Origin of the sequence: Pseudomonas sp. NPDC090208 (genome assembly GCF_044746785.1) — a bacterium.
GTDB lineage: Bacteria > Pseudomonadota > Gammaproteobacteria > Pseudomonadales > Pseudomonadaceae > Aquipseudomonas.
The window spans coordinates 25679-42278 of sequence record NZ_JBIVCU010000008.1 but is presented as its reverse complement, the minus strand read 5'-3'; the positions used below and the strand labels follow the sequence as shown (position 1 = coordinate 42278).

General features: G+C 60.9%; 14 protein-coding genes and 1 pseudogene. 7 read left to right on the top strand and 8 right to left on the bottom strand.

What is annotated here, in order from left to right; all coding sequences use genetic code 11:
* The first annotated feature begins 1272 nt into the window (after window positions 1-1272).
* Window positions 1273-2370, top strand: coding sequence for a tetratricopeptide repeat protein (locus ACIPL0_RS14945; RefSeq protein ID WP_400598206.1), 1098 nt, complete (start codon window positions 1273-1275; stop codon window positions 2368-2370).
* Between the two features lie 367 nt (window positions 2371-2737).
* Window positions 2738-3100, top strand: coding sequence for a histone-like nucleoid-structuring protein, MvaT/MvaU family (locus ACIPL0_RS14940; RefSeq protein ID WP_400598204.1), 363 nt, complete (start codon window positions 2738-2740; stop codon window positions 3098-3100).
* Between the two features lie 412 nt (window positions 3101-3512).
* On the opposite strand, the gene ACIPL0_RS14935 is transcribed toward ACIPL0_RS14940, so the two are convergent.
* Window positions 3513-4064, bottom strand: a complete 552-nt coding sequence (locus ACIPL0_RS14935) for a DUF4946 domain-containing protein (protein WP_400598202.1) — start codon at window positions 4062-4064, stop codon at window positions 3513-3515.
* Window positions 4065-4214: 150 nt separating this feature from the next.
* On the opposite strand from ACIPL0_RS14935, the gene gloA reads away from it, so the two are divergent.
* Window positions 4215-4742 (top strand): lactoylglutathione lyase, encoded by a 528-nt coding sequence (gene gloA / locus ACIPL0_RS14930; RefSeq protein WP_400598201.1) that lies wholly within the window; start codon window positions 4215-4217, stop codon window positions 4740-4742.
* Window positions 4743-4956: 214 nt separating this feature from the next.
* Here the strand turns inward: gloA and ahpF are convergent, their stop codons facing one another.
* From ahpF to galU, 5 genes and pseudogenes are all read right to left on the bottom strand, one after another.
* Entirely contained in the window at window positions 4957-6519 is a 1563-nt protein-coding gene (ahpF, locus tag ACIPL0_RS14925; RefSeq protein ID WP_400598200.1) for an alkyl hydroperoxide reductase subunit F, read from the bottom strand.
* Window positions 6520-6656: 137 nt separating this feature from the next.
* A complete protein-coding gene (ahpC, locus tag ACIPL0_RS14920) occupies window positions 6657-7220 on the bottom strand; it encodes an alkyl hydroperoxide reductase subunit C (protein WP_400598199.1) in 564 nt (187 codons plus the stop codon).
* A 587-nt stretch (window positions 7221-7807) separates the two neighbouring features.
* Window positions 7808-9469: pseudogene (locus tag ACIPL0_RS14915) on the bottom strand (response regulator); the annotation flags it as partial.
* 137 nt (window positions 9470-9606) lie between these two features.
* A complete protein-coding gene (gene gorA, locus ACIPL0_RS14910) occupies window positions 9607-10962 on the bottom strand; it encodes a glutathione-disulfide reductase (RefSeq protein ID WP_400598198.1) in 1356 nt (451 codons plus the stop codon).
* 137 nt (window positions 10963-11099) lie between these two features.
* The gene (galU, locus tag ACIPL0_RS14905) at window positions 11100-11942 is read right to left on the bottom strand and encodes a UTP--glucose-1-phosphate uridylyltransferase GalU (RefSeq protein ID WP_400598196.1); all 843 of its coding nucleotides are present in this window, start codon (window positions 11940-11942) and stop codon (window positions 11100-11102) included.
* 391 nt (window positions 11943-12333) lie between these two features.
* Between galU and ACIPL0_RS14900 the strand changes: the two genes are divergently transcribed.
* On the top strand, window positions 12334-12615 hold the full coding sequence (locus ACIPL0_RS14900) for a hypothetical protein (protein WP_400598195.1): 282 nt from the start codon (window positions 12334-12336) through the stop codon (window positions 12613-12615).
* A gap of 7 nt (window positions 12616-12622) precedes the next feature.
* Here ACIPL0_RS14900 and ACIPL0_RS14895 read toward each other — a convergent pair whose 3' ends face one another.
* Window positions 12623-12979, bottom strand: coding sequence for a hypothetical protein (locus ACIPL0_RS14895; protein ID WP_400598194.1), 357 nt, complete (start codon window positions 12977-12979; stop codon window positions 12623-12625).
* A gap of 169 nt (window positions 12980-13148) precedes the next feature.
* Between ACIPL0_RS14895 and ACIPL0_RS14890 the strand changes: the two genes are divergently transcribed.
* The 3 genes from ACIPL0_RS14890 to alkB all read left to right on the top strand — a co-directional run bounded on the left by ACIPL0_RS14890 (window position 13149) and on the right by alkB (window position 14406).
* Window positions 13149-13457 (top strand): DUF1883 domain-containing protein, encoded by a 309-nt coding sequence (locus ACIPL0_RS14890; RefSeq protein ID WP_400598193.1) that lies wholly within the window; start codon window positions 13149-13151, stop codon window positions 13455-13457.
* Window positions 13458-13520: 63 nt separating this feature from the next.
* Window positions 13521-13700: a hypothetical protein gene (locus ACIPL0_RS14885; RefSeq protein ID WP_400598191.1), complete on the top strand. Its 180-nt coding sequence runs from the start codon at window positions 13521-13523 to the stop codon at window positions 13698-13700.
* Between the two features lie 28 nt (window positions 13701-13728).
* Window positions 13729-14406: a DNA oxidative demethylase AlkB gene (gene alkB / locus ACIPL0_RS14880; RefSeq protein WP_400598471.1), complete on the top strand. Its 678-nt coding sequence runs from the start codon at window positions 13729-13731 to the stop codon at window positions 14404-14406.
* Between the two features lie 184 nt (window positions 14407-14590).
* Here the strand turns inward: alkB and ACIPL0_RS14875 are convergent, their stop codons facing one another.
* A complete protein-coding gene (locus ACIPL0_RS14875) occupies window positions 14591-16402 on the bottom strand; it encodes a glycoside hydrolase family 15 protein (RefSeq protein WP_400598190.1) in 1812 nt (603 codons plus the stop codon).
* Window positions 16403-16600: the final 198 nt, after the last annotated feature.

The window sequence follows — 16600 nt, the reverse complement described above, 5'->3', positions numbered from 1 at the left end:
GCGTTCGGCCTTCTGGGATGGGGCCCCAAGATCAAAAACAGATCAAAAGCCAGGCAAAAGCTGGCGCTCCCCCTGTAGCAGTCCGGCTTGCCGGCGGTTGTGATCTTTCGGGCGCCACCGCCGGCAAGCCGGACTGCTACAGGTTTTGGCGGTGTACTGAGACTTGCCAGACACCCTAAAACCTTGTGGGAGCGAATTCATTCGCGATGCGATGTTCCTGACGATGATTTCGTTTCGCCTGGATGATCATCGCGAATGAATTCGCTCCCACAGTAGATTGATCGCACAACCAGACGGCTACGGATCAACGCCCCGCTCTCCACTTCTGCTTCTGGCCGAAGGCCGTGGGAGGGAGCCCTGCTCGCGATCGGCAACGAAGTCGTCGTGAATCCTGTGCATACGGTGCGTCTGACGGATTGCATTGGCTGCTAACGCAGCCCTGTTTCGCCTGGCGGCGAGTTGCGTAAACCTGTAGGAGCGTGGCTTGCCCGCGACCGGCGACGCAGTCGTCGTAAAACCTGTGCCCTCGGTTTGTCTGGTCTTGCGCTGTAGCTGCTAACGCAGCTGGTTTCGCCTGGCGGCGAGTTACTTGGAAAAGCCCCAAGTAACCAAGGGCTCTCTACCCCGCCATACGGCACCTCGCTAATGCTCAGTGTACCCGCACTCCGGCAATACTCCGTGGGCCCGCCGCGAATGGGCCATCCATGGCCCACGCGGCTCTCGCGACATCCTGTCGCTCGGCCCACTGCGCATCGCCCGCGTTCGGCCTTCTGGGACGGGGCCCCAAGATCAAAAGCTGAAAAGCAAAAGCCAAGCGAGCGCGTTCCCTGTAGGAGCGGGCTCGCCCGCGAAGGCATCCTCAAGATCACCACCACCGGCAAGCCGGACTGCTACAGGTTTTGGCGGTGTACTGAGACTTGCCAGACACCCTAAAACCTTGTGGGAGCGAATTCATTCGCGATGCGGTGTTCCTGACGATGAATTCGTGTCACCTGGATGATCATCGCGAATGAATTCGCTCCCACAGTCAGTCGATCACACAGCCAGACGGCTACGGATCAACGCCCCGCTCTCCACTTCTGCTTCTGGCCAAAGGCCGTGGGAGGGAGCCCTGCTCGCGAAAGCGATCTGGCAAGCGCCTCTCTCTCTCGCAGGCCGGAACGCTATCTGTCAGCACAACGAATTTTCCTTCAATCCCGCTGTCAGAAATTGCCGTTTGACACCTGCCCTTCACTCCCCGAAGCTTCCCCGCACGCAAAAACGGATTTTGTCATGTCGAAAGCGTCTGTACCGCGCACTCCCAGCCAGATCAAGGCCCGCCGTCGCTGGCAGGTAGCGATTGCGCTCGCGTTGGTGCTGGGACTCATCGGCATGGGCCTGCTGGTGCGCAGCTGGCGTGCGCCGCCTCCGCCACCGGTGGTCAATCACAGTTACAGCGAAGCGCTGGAGTTGGCGCACAACGGCAAACCGGGCGCTGCGCGAATTCTGTATCAGCAGCTCAGCCGCACCGATCTTTCGGACATCCGCCGGGCCGGGTTGTTGGCCGAGCTGGTCAATTACCCGAGCACACAAGCCTTGCGAATCCTGCGCGGCGATCTCAAGCGCCCTGCTCCGTTGATCCAGCAGGCGGCCATCGACAGCGTGGTGGCCATGGTGCCCGAAGCGCAACGCAGCATGCTGATCGGCCCTTCGCTGGACGACCCCGACAGCGGCGTGCGTTTTTGTGCCGTGCGCGCGTTACTGGGCCTGTCGCCCGATGATCTGGGCCTGTATTACAGCGGCCTGCAAGAGGTCGCCGAACAATACGAAAAAACCCTGACCAGCCAGCCGCCCAACGGACAAAGCCAGTTGCAACTGGCCAACCTCTACATCAACCGCGGCGCCATCGATAAAGCCTTCGACGCACTGGCGCTGGCCCTGAAGCTGGAACCGCACAACATCGAAGCCGGTCTTGCCCAAGTGCAACTGCTTGACCGGCAAGGCCAGACCGATGCGTCTCGCGAACAACTGGCGCGCCTGCTGGAAAAACATCCGCAATCGTCGCTAGTGCAGCACGCGTTGGGTAAATGGCTGTTGCGCCACCAGCAAAATGAATATGCATTGCTGGCACTGGCCAAGGCCGTGGAACTGGAGCCGGAGAACACCGCTTATCGCTACGACCTGGCGTTGACGTTGCACGATCTGCAACAGCAAGAGCCGGCGCAGCGACAGCTGGAAGATATCCTGCAGCGCCAACCAGCCAACCGTCGCGCACGCATTCTGTTGATCGCTTACTGGAAAGAAACAGGCCAGCTACAGAAAGTGCAGGTGTTGCTCGCCGAACTGGAGCAGTTGAATCCCGACGATCCGGCATTGCAACAGGGGCTCTAGGCTTTCCAGCGAAGGGCTTTCAGCACGCCGCGATATTTTCCGATATAGATATAGTTTCAGAAATTACTTACACGGGTTTTCACCTGACACGGCAAATTTTGTCAGATCACGTTATCTACACATTGCTCTTCCATATAACAAATGCACGCAGGCTATTTTCCCGGTCGAAAAAAACGTGCATTATTTACCCCCGTTACACATCACAACTACCCCGAACAGGAAGAAAGTGCCTCTGTCGACGGTCACTGTTTCGTTCCTTCAGACGCTTAAGGTACCGGGGTAGTACACAATGAGCAAAGCAACGCTGTTTACCTACGTGTTGCCTGCATTGGGCTGACAGCAGCCGTTTACCGCCGGAGTACTATTTTTGTCCAGACTTGCCGAATTTCGCGCCGCAGAAAAAGCCCTTCAGGAACAGCTGGCTCAGCTGGAAAGCCTGAAGAACGATGCCGGACTTAAAAAGGAGATTGAATTCGAGCAGAAGCTGCAGGCTTTGATGAGCACCTACGACAAGAGCCTGCGCGACGTCATCGCCATTCTCGATCCGAACCCGTCGGCCACCACCGCTGCACCGGCCGGTCCAAAGCGCCGCCGCGCCCGCGTGGTCAAGGTCTATCAGAACCCGCACACCGGCGAGCTGATCGAAACCAAAGGCGGCAACCACCGCGGCCTGAAAGCCTGGAAAGAACAGTACGGTGTTGAAACTGTCGATTCCTGGCTGCGCGGCTGATTGGCCCAACGGCGACAGTAATACCTGTAAAGAGCCCCGTTTTTCGGGGCTTTTTTATATATGTGCTATTAATCGAATGATTCGGCCAGCCGTGGCTGATCGGAAATATCCATGGCTGCATTGTTGCAGCGCGACGTGTCGGCCATCGCCACCGGATATACATGTGACGCACACGACGGCGTTAATGTGTCATGTCTGCGCAACAATCACCGGCGTATCAAGGAATGCAGCGCTGTTATAACTATCCGCACAAAGCGACACTATCAGCCGATAACGACAGGCGATGGCCACTGGGGTACCTCTTCACATTTTTTTCACATCGTTTTCTACAGGATGAAGGCTGCTAAAGGACTAGCGCCCCAATGCCCGCTTCGGCGGGCTTCTTTATGCTCGTCACTCCCGAATTGTCGACTCAGGGACTGCTGTTGAGCCTGAGGCTGTCCCGAATCCGCAGCACTTCATCCTTGTTCGCCGCATAACCGTCTGCCGATCCGGCATACGACAACGACCATGCCGTTTCCCGATTCGCCGCCGCCACCAGTGTCTGGGTCATGACGTGCGCACCGTTCTGGGTAATGGTGCAAGTGGTCTCCATGGCCGGCACTTCGCTCAACGTGCTCTCCTTCATCTGCGTGCAGACACTCTGAAAGCCGCCGCGCACGAAATTGACCTGCACCGCCTTGCGCATTTCCAGCAACACGCCCTGCACGTTGACCGCGTGACCGGCCTGCAGACGGGTCTGGGTCAGCTCGACGACCATGGCCGGGTCGCCGTTGGCGTCGTTTTTCACCGCGCGCTGGCGGATCTGCACGGACGGTCGATCGGCGCTGGCTTCCTGCTGTGGCATGGACTCGACTTCCCAGTCGCTGGGCCAGACGATCATCGCGTCGGCCGCGGTTGCGCTGTTCAATCCCGCCCAGCACAGGGCACCGGCGAGGATCAGAGGGCGAAAGCTGGAAAACATGGTCATTACCTGAACGTCGAGCCGCAAAGTGTGAGCCAGAGACGCCCGGCCCACAAGGCCCGGGGCGGGTTTCATGCACATTCGGGTTTGGCTCGGGCAACATGTCCCCGTATCATTCGGTGACATTTACAGGATTACCCGGAGACATCCATGAGTCTGCACGAACTGAACACTTTCCCCGGCGTCACCGCGCAACCGGACGCTGCCACGGCGCAATTCGTGTTCAACCACACCATGCTGCGAGTCAAGGACATCACCGCATCGCTGGACTTCTACACCCGCGTACTGGGCTTCAGCCTGGTCGAGAAGCGCGACTTCCCGGAAGCCGAATTCAGCCTGTACTTCCTGGCGCTGGTGGACAAGGCACAGATCCCGGCAGACGACGCCGCGCGCAACGTCTGGATGAAAGGCATCCCCGGCATTCTCGAACTGACCCACAACCACGGCACCGAGAAAGACCCGGCGTTCAGCTACCACAACGGCAACACCGACCCGCGCGGTTTCGGTCACATCTGCATTTCGGTGCCTGACGTGCAAGCGGCTTGCGCGCGTTTCGAAGAGCTGGGCGTGGACTTCCAGAAGCGCCTGAGCGACGGCCGCATGAAGAGCCTGGCGTTCATCAAGGACCCGGATGGCTACTGGGTCGAGATCATTCAGCCGATGCCGCTGGCCGAATAATCCTTCGCCGGACTGGTCACTGGTTCTGGCCGAAGGCCGTGGGAGCCGGCTTGCTGGCGAACGCATCAGGTCAGCCAACATGGCGTTGAATGAAACATCGCATTCGCCAGCAAGCCGGCTCCTACAGGTTCGAGAGCATTGCGAATCTGCTGAAAACAAAAAACCTCATGATTGCTCATGAGGTTTTTTTGTTTTCAAACGGCTCACGCCATTATCACGCCGGAGCGCTGGTGCGGATCAGGTGGTCGAAGGCGCTGAGGGAAGCCTTGGCGCCCTCGCCCACCGCGATCACGATCTGCTTGTACGGCACGGTGGTCACGTCGCCGGCAGCGAACACACCCGGGATCGAGGTTTCACCACGCTGATCGACCACGATTTCGCCGCGTGGCGACAGCTCGATGGTGCCCTTGAGCCATTCGGTGTTCGGCAGCAGGCCGATCTGTACGAAGATACCTTCCAGCTCGACAGCGATTTCCTCACCGCTCACGCGGTTCTTGTAGCGCAGACCATTGACTTTCTGCCCGTCGCCGGTCACTTCAGTGGTCTGGGCGCTGGTCAGCACGGTGACGTTCGGCAGGCTGTTGAGCTTGCGTTGCAGCACCGCATCGGCACGCAACTGACCGTCGAACTCCAGCAGGGTCACGTGGGACACGATGCCGGCCAGGTCGATGGCCGCCTCGACGCCGGAGTTGCCGCCGCCGATCACCGCCACACGCTTGCCTTTGAACAGCGGGCCGTCACAGTGCGGGCAGTAAGCCACCCCCTTGTTGCGGTACTGCTGCTCGCCAGGCACGTTCATTTCGCGCCAGCGGGCACCGGTGGCCAGAATCACGGTCTTGCCTTTGAGCACACCGCCGCTGGCGAATTTGACCTGGTGCAGTTCGCCATCCTTGCCAGGGATCAACTGATCGCCACGCTGCAGGTTCATGATGTCGACTTCGTACTGTTTGACGTGCTCTTCCAGGGCAACGGCCAATTTCGGGCCTTCGGTGTGCTGAACGGAGATGAAGTTCTCGATGGCCATGGTGTCCAGCACCTGACCGCCGAAACGCTCTGCAGCCACACCCGTGCGGATGCCTTTACGAGCGGCGTAGATCGCCGCAGCCGAACCGGCCGGGCCACCGCCGACCACCAACACGTCAAAGGCTTCTTTGGCGTTGAGCTTCTCGGCCTGACGATCACCGGCGCTGGTGTCGATCTTGGCGAGGATTTCTTCCAGGCCCATGCGGCCCTGGCCGAACAGTTCGCCGTTCAGGTAGATGCTTGGCACCGACATGATCTGACGGTCACTGACTTCCTGCTGGAACAGGCTGCCTTCGATGGCAACGTGTTCGACGTTCGGGTTGAGCACGGCCAAAAGGTTCAGCGCCTGGACCACGTCCGGGCAGTTCTGGCAGGTCAGCGAGAAGTAGGTTTCAAACTTGAACGCACCGCTCAGGGCACGGGCCTGTTCGATGGTTTCTTCGCTGGCCTTGGACGGGTAGCCGCCGACTTGCAGCAGTGCCAGTACCAGCGAGGTGAATTCGTGGCCCATGGGCAGGCCGGCAAAACGCAGTTTGATGTCCTGGCCCGGGCTGTTCAAGGCGAAGGACGGTTTGCGTGCATCGTTGCCATCGGTGTTGAGGGTGATGCGGTTGGAGCTGCTGACGATGTCATTGAGCAGGGCCAGCATTTCCTGGGATTTCGCGCCGTCATCGAGGGACGCGACGATCTCGATCGGACGGGTGATCCGTTCCAGGTACGACTTCAATTGTGCTTTGAGGTTGGCGTCCAACATGATCCGGCTTCCTTTTCACTTTCGGGGGGCAAAAAAAAACGCCCAGGCGGCGACCGCCCGGGCGTTTTTTGGGGGCGATGCGGTTTACTTGCTCAAGAGCTCATCGCTCCCGGTCCTGCGACAAATCCCATAGGGACTTAGATCTTGCCGACCAGGTCCAGGGACGGAGCCAGAGTGGCCTCGCCTTCTTTCCACTTGGCTGGGCAGACTTCGCCCGGGTGAGCAGCAACGTATTGAGCAGCCTTGATCTTGCGCAGCAGCTCGGAAGCGTCACGGCCAACGCCGCCGTCGTTCAGTTCAACGATCTTGATCTGACCTTCAGGGTTGATCACGAAAGTACCGCGGTCAGCCAGGCCAGCTTCTTCGATCAGCACGTCGAAGTTGCGGGAGATGGTCAGGGTCGGGTCGCCGATCATGGTGTACTGGATCTTGCCGATGGCTGGCGAGGTGTTGTGCCAGGCAGCGTGGGCGAAGTGGGTGTCGGTCGAAACGGAGTAGATTTCAACGCCCAGGTCGCGGAACGCAGCGTAGTTGTCAGCCAGGTCTTCCAGTTCAGTCGGGCAGACGAAGGTGAAGTCGGCTGGGTAGAAGAACACCACAGACCATTTGCCTTTCAGGTCAGCGTCCGACACTTCGACGAAAGCGCCGTTCTTGAATGCAGTGGCTTTGAACGGTTTAACTTGGCTGTTGATGATGGGCATCGGGTGAATCTCCTTGGGTTGTAGAAGCGGGTTAAGAATTCGATGGGGAGGATACTACTGACAATCGCCGGTGATGGCTCATTGGCAAAGCTCATGCTGACGATTGGTTTTCACTATCAACGTACGTAATTAATAGAAGAAACCTGTGACAGGTTTTCGCGTGCGCCGGTAGGCACATGGTCTGTCTGACGTTCTGTATCCCGATGAGTTCACCGCGTCCGTAGCAGCCTGGCTTGCTGGCGGTGGCAATTTCAAGACCGCTGCCGCCGGCAAGCCGGGCTGCTACGGGTTGCGATGCTTGATCAAAGCCCCAAGGACACCACAAAACTGTAGGAGTGAGCTTGCTCGCGATAGCGTCCTTCCAGTCACTGCTGCACCGACTGCGCCACCGCCTTCGCGAGCAGGGCTCCCTCCCACAAGAGCAATCCGCAGCGCCTGCATGCGGCGTATCACCGAAATCCCGCAGACACTACACGCACCGTGGGAGGGAGCTCTGCTCGCGATAGCGTCCTTCCAGTCACTGCTGTACTGACTGACCCGCCGCCTTCGCGAGCAGAGCTCCCTCCCACAAAAGCAAACGGGCGCCGTCAGCCGCCCGATTCCAGCAACCCACGCACCCGCTGTGCAAGGTCGTCGATGCTGAATGGCTTGGTCAGCATGTCCATGCCTTCTTCGAGGAAATCGCCACGAATTTCGGCGTTACGTGCGTATCCGGTGACGAACAGCACCGGCAGACCCGGTCGCTGCTGCCGGGCGATTTCTGCCAGTTGGCGGCCATTCAGCCCGGGTAAACCCACGTCCGTCACCAGCAGATCGATCCGCCCCTGCCCCTGCAGAACAGGCAACGCCTGCTGTCCATCCGCAGCCACTTCCACCGAATACCCCAGCTCGCGCAAAACGTCGACCACCAGCATGCGCACGTCCGGTTCGTCTTCCACCACCAGCACGCGCTCGCCCTGACTGGCGCGCGGCGGCACGCTGTCCTCGCTGACCGGCACCTGCCGCCGGCTCGATTCGAAATGACACGGCAGATACAGGTCGATACGGGTGCCCTTGCCCTCGGTGCTGTCGATCTGCACCTGGCCGCCGGTCTGATTGATGAAGCCGTAGACCATCGACAGCCCGAGCCCGGTGCCCTGGCCGATCGGCTTGGTGGTGAAGAACGGATCGAAGGCACGGGCGATCACCTCGCTGGACATGCCACTGCCGGTGTCCTGCACCCCCAGTCGCACATAGTCGCCCGGCTCCAGCGAGTCATGGGCGACGGCGACGTGGGTGACTTCGGTCTGAATCAACAGGCGCCCACCGTCGGGCATGGCATCCCGGGCGTTGATCACCAGATTCAACAAAGCATTTTCCAGCTGATGCTCGTCGGTGTTGGTCAAACGCATCGGCGTGCTCAGGTCGACTTCCAGCTCGATGCTCTCGCCCACCGTGCGCCGCAGCAGTTCCTCCATCGACACCACCATGCGGTTGACGTCGACCGGACGCGGATTCAGCGATTGTCGCCGGGCAAACGCGAGCAGGCGGTGGGTCAGCGACGCCGCGCGGTTGGCCGAACTCATGGCCGCATCGATGTAACGGCCGATCTCCGACACCCGCCCGGCCGCCACCCGCCGCTGGATCAGGTCCAGCGCACCGAGCACGCCGGTCAGCATGTTGTTGAAGTCGTGGGCGATACCACCGGTCAACTGGCCGATGGCGTCCATTTTCTGCGCATGGCGCAACGCTTCTTCAGCCTGGGCGCGTTCGCTGATCTCGATCTGCAGGCGTTCGTTGATCTCGGCCAGCTCGCGGGTCCGCTCGGCCACCCGCCGCTCCAGGCTCTCGTTGAGTTCGCGCAGCGCGTCCTCGGCCTTGACCTGGGCGGTGACATCAGTGCTGGTGCCCAGCCAGTAGGTGATCCGGCCGATGTCGTCACGAATCGGCAGCGCACGGCAGAGGAACCAGCGATACAGGCCATCCTTGCCACGCAACGGAAAGGTGTCCTCCCAGATCGAGCCGGTGGCGAAACAGCGCTGCATGCGCGATTCGACCCGCTGCACATGGTCGGGATGGTGCAACGAGCGCCAACCCAAGGCCATCATCGCTTCGTGGGAGGTGCCGGTGTAGCTGTACCAGCGCGCGTTGTACCAGTAGATCTGCCCGTCAGGGTCGGCGATCCAGGCGAGCTGGCTCATGTTGTCGGCAAGAGTGCGAAACTGGCGCTCGCTTTCGCGCAGCGCGTCGGTTCGGGTGACTTCCTGGTCGTCGGGTCCAGCGGGATTCAGAGGCATGGCTGCCGGATAACTCGTGCTGATCAAAAAGTGGGTCCGTCCCTTCAAACCTGTGACCTGCCCGACCGCCATCCTTGCGGCCGGGTTCGTGCGTCAAAGCCTGTATCCCGTCAACGGGTCGCGGTGCGCATGGTGACGAACTCTTCCGCTGCGGTCGGGTGTACACCGATGGTGTCGTCGAACACCTGCTTGGTCGCCCCCGCCTTCAGCGCAATTGCCAGGCTCTGGATGATTTCCCCGGCATCCGGGCCGACCATGTGGCAGCCCAGTACGCGGTCGGTCTTGCCGTCCACCACCAGCTTCATCAAGGTGCGCTCCTGATTGCCGGTCAGCGACAGTTTCATCGGCCGGAAGCGGCTTTCGAAGACCTGCACCTCATAGCCGTCCTTGCGCGCCTGCTCTTCGCTCAGCCCAACCGTGCCGATGTTCGGCAGGCTGAACACCGCCGTCGGGATGTGGTTGTAATCCACCGCGCGGTATTGCTCGGGCTTGAACAAGCGTCGCGCCACCGCCATGCCTTCGGCCAGCGCCACCGGGGTCAGTTGCACGCGACCGATCACGTCACCAACGGCAATGATCGATGGCTCCGAGGTCTGGTAGTTGTCGTCGACCTTGATGAAGCCTTTGTCGTCCAGTTCGACGTTGACCGTGTCCATGCCCAGGTTGTCCAGCATCGGCCGGCGCCCGGTGGCGTAGAACACGCAGTCGGTGTTGACGCTGCTGCCGTCGTTGAGGGTCAGTTGCAGGGTGCCGTCGGCGAGCTTTTCGATTCGCTCGACCTCGGTCTTGAAGCGGATGTCCATGCCGCGCTTGGTCAGCTCTTCGTGCAGGTGGGTGCGCACGCCGTTGTCGAAACCACGCAGGAACAATTCACCGCGATACATCAGGCTGACATCGGCGCCAAGGCCGCCGAAGATCGAGGCGAACTCCACGGCGATGTATCCGCCGCCGACCACCACGACGCGCTTGGGCATCTGTTCGAGGAAGAACACTTCGTTGGAAGTGATGGCATGCTCACGCCCCGGGATGTCCGGGGTCTGCGGCCAGCCACCGGTGGCGATCATGATGTGCTCGGCGGTGTGTACCTGGCCGTTGATCTCGACTTCATGGGGCCCGCGCAACTTCGCGTGGCCTTCCATCAGCGTCACGCCGCTGTTGGCCAGCAGGTTGCGATAGACGCCGTTGAGACGGTTGATTTCGTGATTCTTGTTGGCGATCAGGGTCGGCCAGTCAAATTCCGCCTCACCGCTGCTCCAGCCAAAACCCTTGGCCTGTTCGAAGTCCTCGGCGAAATGAGCGCCGTACACCAGCAGTTTCTTCGGCACGCAACCGACGTTGACGCAGGTGCCTCCCAGATAGCGGCTTTCGGCAACCGCCACACGGGCACCGAAACCGGCAGAAAAACGCGCAGCGCGGACGCCGCCGGAACCGGCGCCGATCACAAAAAGGTCGAAGTCGTAAGTCATGTGGTTACTCCTGGGCAGTGAGCTAGCATAACCGCTTGCGCGCGTCGGGCAAGGGTTTGCGCCAGAAACGACAAAGCCACCCGAAGGTGGCTTTGCCAGACAGAACAGATCCCGGATTGTTTACCGGTGCAGTGGCATCACTGCGTCGATTTGCCGGTCTTGTAGAAGTGTTCGAAGCAGAAGTTGGTCGCTTCGATGTAGCCTTCGGCGCCACCGCAGTCGAAACGCTGACCCTTGAACTTGAACGCCAGCACGTTGCCTTCGGCGGCCTGTTTCATCAGGGCGTCGGTGATCTGGATTTCACCGCCTTTGCCTGGCTCGGTCTGTTCGATTTTCTCGAAGATGTCCGGGGTCAGGATGTAGCGACCGATGATCGCCAAGTTCGACGGCGCATCTTCCGGCTTCGGCTTTTCAACCATGTCGGTCACGCGGAACAGGCCCGGCTTGATCTCTTCACCCGCGATCACACCGTACTTGTTGGTTTCCTGCGGATCGACTTCCTGAATGGCGACGATCGAGCACTTGTACTGTTTGTGCAGTTTGACCATCTGCGCCAGAACGCCTTCGCCTTCCAGGTTCACGCACAGGTCGTCCGCCAACACCACGGCGAACGGCTCGTTGCCGATCAGCGGACGACCGCTGAGGATGGCGTGGCCCAGGCCTTTCATTTCGGTCTGACGGGTGTAGGAGAAGCTGCACTCGTCGATCAGTTTGCGGATGCCGACCAGGTATTTTTCCTTGTCGGTGCCCTTGATCTGGTGCTCCAGCTCGTAGCTGATGTCGAAGTGGTCTTCCAGCGCGCGCTTGCCGCGGCCGGTAACGATGGAGATTTCATTCAAACCCGCAGCAAGAGCTTCTTCCACGCCGTACTGGATCAGTGGCTTATTGACAACCGCCAGCATTTCTTTAGGCATGGCCTTGGTCGCTGGCAAAAAGCGAGTGCCGTAACCGGCAGCAGGGAACAAGCATTTCTTGATCATATAAGTCCTTGATGGAGCTGGGGGTGTTGCGGCGCAGTCTAATCAGGCGGCGATCACCTTACAATGCCCGACACTGGCCGTTCGCTGCCATGGTAGAGGAACAGTTGCGCAGATAGTTCCGCTCACCTGCCGATAATACGACCACCGACCGGCCACGGTTTGCCATGGGACAAGCCGCAACGAGGGCACGGACGGTAATCGGTCCTTGGGTCAGATCACGCGCTCGAAGGCTTCCAGTCCGTTGAAACGACGGTGAAAAGACAGAGGCAAGCGTAGCCGTATTCACTGGATTGCGTAGGAAAATTGTACATTTGCGCTTTATGATGGCGCTTCGGGTTCATCCGCCCTGCGATGCCCCCTCCTCCCGCCTCTCATTGCGAAGCTGTCGAACATGATTAAGAAGCTGTCCATCATTGCCATCCTCGGTCTGACCGGCTGTGCCACCGCGCAAAACACGTACACGAAGGACGGTCAGCAGGCGCTGAGCATCGACTGTTCCGGCGAGGCCATGTCGTGGGCCGCCTGCTACGAAAAGGCCGACGCCTCATGCGCAGGCACCGGTTACAACATCGTCGGCACCAACGGTACGCCGCAACCCGGCGCCGCCGACAAGACCCTCGGCGCCGATGTCGGCAACTACAAGACCCGCACCGTCATGGTCACCTGCAAATAAACGGCAATCACTCGCCGGAAATGCAATCGTTCACGGCGTGCTGAACATCCCTGGACCGCAGCGGGTTGTTGCCGTTGCGCTCGAACAGCTTGATCGAGCTGCCGCCGGAGCGCTGTTCGATCATGACGACGGCCGCCGGCGCACTGTCGAACAGTTTCTGCGGCACGATGATGCGCAGCCCCTCATGGTGCGGTTCGATCTGCGGCGACTTGCGGCTTTCGGCGATGCGACCAAGGAAACACGCGGCATACCGGCTGGGGCTCTTGCCGGACATCACGTTCATGGTCGCGGGCGTGCGCTCGATGTCGTTGACGGTCGCACAACCGGTCATCGCCAGAGCCAGGACAACAACGGCCAGTTTCATACAATCCTCCGGTAAAGCTGCTTGTGACAGGCAGGCCCGCGATTAAATCCCGCCACCCGGCACTTTTTGCCGGCCGCCGGGCGAATTACCCGAGGCGCCGATGCGAAACGCCCGCGCGCCGTGGTATCTTTCCGCGTTTTTCGCGAATGCCAAGTCCCCGGAGACACCCATGAAATTCGTACACCAGCGCGAGCACCTCAACGAAGACGACATGGTCGTCATCGAGTGCTCCCAGCTCTGCAATATCCGCCTGATGAGCGACGCGAATTTCCGCAGCTTCAAGAATGGCGGGCGCCACACCTATCACGGCGGCGCCTTCGACCGCTTCCCGGCGAAGATCACCGTGCCCAGCACCGGTTTCTGGAACATCACCATCGACACCGCCGGGCGCAAGATGGACAGCCATGGCGGCGGCCGCAAGACCAACTTCACCCATTCGATCAAGATCGTCCGGCGCACATCTTCGCGCCTGAGCTGATCGTCATTCAACACCGGCGCGCGTGAAAACCCCGTGTTTTCGCACCCTGCCCAAGGAGTCAACGTGAGCACCCCTGCCCCAGTCGTCAAATACGCCATCAGCTACAAACTCAACGGCGAGCGCCGTTTCGAGTTCGCCCTGCTGCAATCGCCGTCCGCCGAAGAAGCTCTGGCCGCCCTGCAGAAAATGCACGGAGACAGCGGCGACGTGATCAGCGACGTCAAGGTCAGCAAGGCCCTGTAACCGTAGCAGCTCCGGGCATGCCGCGATGATGCACCGCAAAGGCACCACCCCCGCCACGCTCGATCTGTTCGCCGACGACGCGCCGCAAGATGCGGGTCGCGAACAGATCGGCCCGCAGTCCGTCGTGCTGCGTGGCTTCGCCCTGCCGCGGGTCGAACAGTTGCTGCCGGCACTGGAATCGATCCTGCGTCAGGCGCCGTTCCGCCACATGACCACCCCCGGTGGTTACAGCATGTCGGTGGCGCTGAGCAGTTGCGGCTCCCTGGGCTGGACCAGCGATGCCCACGGCTATCGCTACAGCCCGGTCGATCCCCATGGCGGCCAGCCTTGGCCGGCCATTCCCGAGGTGTTTCTGCAACTGGCCGAGACCGCTGCAGAGGCGGCCGGTTTTCCCGGTTTTGTGCCGGATGCCTGCCTGATCAACCGCTACATCCCCGGCGCGAAGCTGGCCCTGCACCAGGACAAGGACGAACGCGACCTGCGCTGGCCGGTGGTGTCGGTGTCACTGGGCATCGCCGCGATGTTTCTGTTCGGCGGCCACAAACGCAACGACCCGACCCAACGCGTGCCGTTGTTCCATGGTGATGTGGTGGTCTGGGGCGGCGCGGACCGCCTGCGCTATCACGGCGTGATGCCGATCCGTCAGGCCGGACATCCGCAACTGGGCGAACAGCGCATCAACTTCACCTTTCGCAAGGCGGGGTGAGTTCGGCAGTCCTGTAGGAGCTGGCTTGCCCTGCGACCTGCCGGGCACCGGCAGTAAATACGGCGAATGTGGTCTGTCTGGCACACCGTGCTCACCGACTTTACGACTGCTGCGCAGCCGCTCGCAGGACAAGCCAGCTCCTACAAGATCGCGGGCAAGCGCGCTCCTGCGGACGTCAGGACCGCTACGAAGCCACCTCCGCCGCCGCGCGGGTTTTCACCGGGCAGACCACCCGGTGCAGGTTCAGCGCTGTGTTGATGATGCCGATATGGCTGAACGCCTGGGGAAAGTTGCCGAGCATGCGCCCTTCCCTGGGATCATATTGTTCGGCCAGCAGGCCAACGTCGTTGCACAGCCCGCAAAGTCGCTCGAACAACGCTGCGGCCTCTTCGTCGCGCCCTTGCAGCACGTACACGTCGGCCAGCCAGAACGAACACACCAAAAACGTGCCTTCACTGCCGGACACACCGTCGTGGCTGCGCTCGCTGTCGTAGCGCAACAACAGGCCGTCCTGCATCAATGACTGTTCGAGGCGGGTCACAGTACCGATCACCCGAGGGTCGTCTGCCGGCAGAAAACCGGTCAGCGCGATCTGCAGCAGGCTGGCATCCAGTTCCTTGCCGCCGTAGGTCTGCACGAAGCTGCCCAGTTCGGCGTCGTAGCCAAGGGCGCAGACATCGGCGTGAATCTCGTCGGCAATCCGCCGGTAATGCCGACCGCGCTCGCGCTCTTGCGGGTCATCGCTCTGCGTCAGTACCCCGGCGTTGCGGTCGAACGAGACCCAGGCCATGACCTTGGAATGGGTGAAATGCCGAGGCTCGGAACGGATCTCCCAGATACCCGCATCGGGCTGGTGCCAGACCTTTTCCAGAAACGGCATGATCACCTTCTGGATTTCCGTGCTGCGCGGCAGACGTGGCAGGCCGTTTTTCAGCGCCTGAGTCATGGCGTCGGCGACTTCGCCGTAGACATCCAGCTGCATCTGCGTGGCGGCGGCATTGCCGACCCGCACCGGGCGCGAGCCCTCATAACCCGCCAACCACGGCAATTGGTACTCGGCCAGGCGTCGCTCGCCACCCAGACCGTACATGATCTGCACCTGCTCGGGGTTGCCCGCCACTGAACGCAGCAGCCAGTTGCGCCAGGCATCGGCCTCCTCGTAATAGCCCAGGTTCATGAACGCCAGCAGGGTCATGGTCGCGTCGCGCAGCCAGCAGAAGCGGTAATCCCAGTTACGCTCGCCACCCAGTTCTTCCGGCAACGAGGTGGTCACGGCGGCGACGATGCCGCCGGTGGGCGCATAAGTCATGGCCTTGAGGGTGATCAGCGAGCGCTTGACCTGCTCGCTCCACGGCCCGACATCAGGGCAGCGGTCGGAAAATTCGCGCCAGTAGCGCTCCGTCTGTTGCAACGCCTGCTCGATGTCGAACGCCTTGCGCCGCGGCTCGTGGGACGCCTGCCACGACAAGGCAAAGCCCAAGCGCTGTCCGGCCTTGACGCTGAACAGGCTCTCGGTGTGGTGATCCATCGGGTGCAACTCGGCCGGAGTGCGCAACACCAGCATGTCCGGCCCAGCCACGGCGGTCATGGTGTGCGGGTCTTTCTTTTCTACCCAGGGCACCGTGCTGCCGTAGTCGAAACGGATCGCCAGGTCCATGGTGAAATCGACCTGCCCTTTGACGCCGACCACCAGCCGCACCACGGTACTGTCGACATCCATGGGCATGAAGTCGATCAACAGGGCCTGGCCGCTGTCGGTGGTGAACAGGGTTTCAAGGATCAGGGTGCCGTCGCGGTACTGGCGACGAGAAGCGAAGTGGCCATCACTCGGGGCGATCTTCCAGCGACCGTTGTCGCTGTCGCCCAGCAGCGCGGCGAAACAGGCAGGTGCGTCGAAACGCGGAAAACACAACCAGTCCAGCGACCCGTCGCGGGCCACCAGCGCTGCGGTGCGGCAATTGCCGAGCAGCGCGTAGTCTTCAATCAATACAGCCATGGGGTGATGATCCCTCCCGGTGTTTGAAGAAATCCGTAACCGCCTGACGAAGCTGCGATGGCGATCTTGCGTACGTCACCACTGGCAAACCAGGCTGCTACAGATGGGGCAACGACGCCCCGTGGGAGGGAGCCCTGCTCGCGAAAGCGATGGGTCAGACAACACAACAGCGTCGGTGATGACGCCTTCGCGAGCAGG

Excerpts from the sequence above, each read along its gene's own strand:
- ACIPL0_RS14945 (WP_400598206.1), top strand. The coding sequence starts at position 1,273 with ATGTCGAAAGCGTCTGTACCGCGCACTCCCAGCCAGATCAAGGCCCGC.
- ACIPL0_RS14935 (WP_400598202.1), bottom strand. The coding sequence starts at position 4,064 with ATGTTTTCCAGCTTTCGCCCTCTGATCCTCGCCGGTGCCCTGTGCTGG.
- gloA (WP_400598201.1), top strand. The coding sequence starts at position 4,215 with ATGAGTCTGCACGAACTGAACACTTTCCCCGGCGTCACCGCGCAACCG.
- ahpF (WP_400598200.1), bottom strand. The coding sequence starts at position 6,519 with ATGTTGGACGCCAACCTCAAAGCACAATTGAAGTCGTACCTGGAACGG.
- ahpC (WP_400598199.1), bottom strand. The coding sequence starts at position 7,220 with ATGCCCATCATCAACAGCCAAGTTAAACCGTTCAAAGCCACTGCATTC.
- gorA (WP_400598198.1), bottom strand. The coding sequence starts at position 10,962 with ATGACTTACGACTTCGACCTTTTTGTGATCGGCGCCGGTTCCGGCGGC.
- galU (WP_400598196.1), bottom strand. The coding sequence starts at position 11,942 with ATGATCAAGAAATGCTTGTTCCCTGCTGCCGGTTACGGCACTCGCTTT.
- ACIPL0_RS14900 (WP_400598195.1), top strand. The coding sequence starts at position 12,334 with ATGATTAAGAAGCTGTCCATCATTGCCATCCTCGGTCTGACCGGCTGT.
- ACIPL0_RS14895 (WP_400598194.1), bottom strand. The coding sequence starts at position 12,979 with ATGAAACTGGCCGTTGTTGTCCTGGCTCTGGCGATGACCGGTTGTGCG.
- ACIPL0_RS14890 (WP_400598193.1), top strand. The coding sequence starts at position 13,149 with ATGAAATTCGTACACCAGCGCGAGCACCTCAACGAAGACGACATGGTC.
- alkB (WP_400598471.1), top strand. The coding sequence starts at position 13,729 with ATGCACCGCAAAGGCACCACCCCCGCCACGCTCGATCTGTTCGCCGAC.
- ACIPL0_RS14875 (WP_400598190.1), bottom strand. The coding sequence starts at position 16,402 with ATGGCTGTATTGATTGAAGACTACGCGCTGCTCGGCAATTGCCGCACC.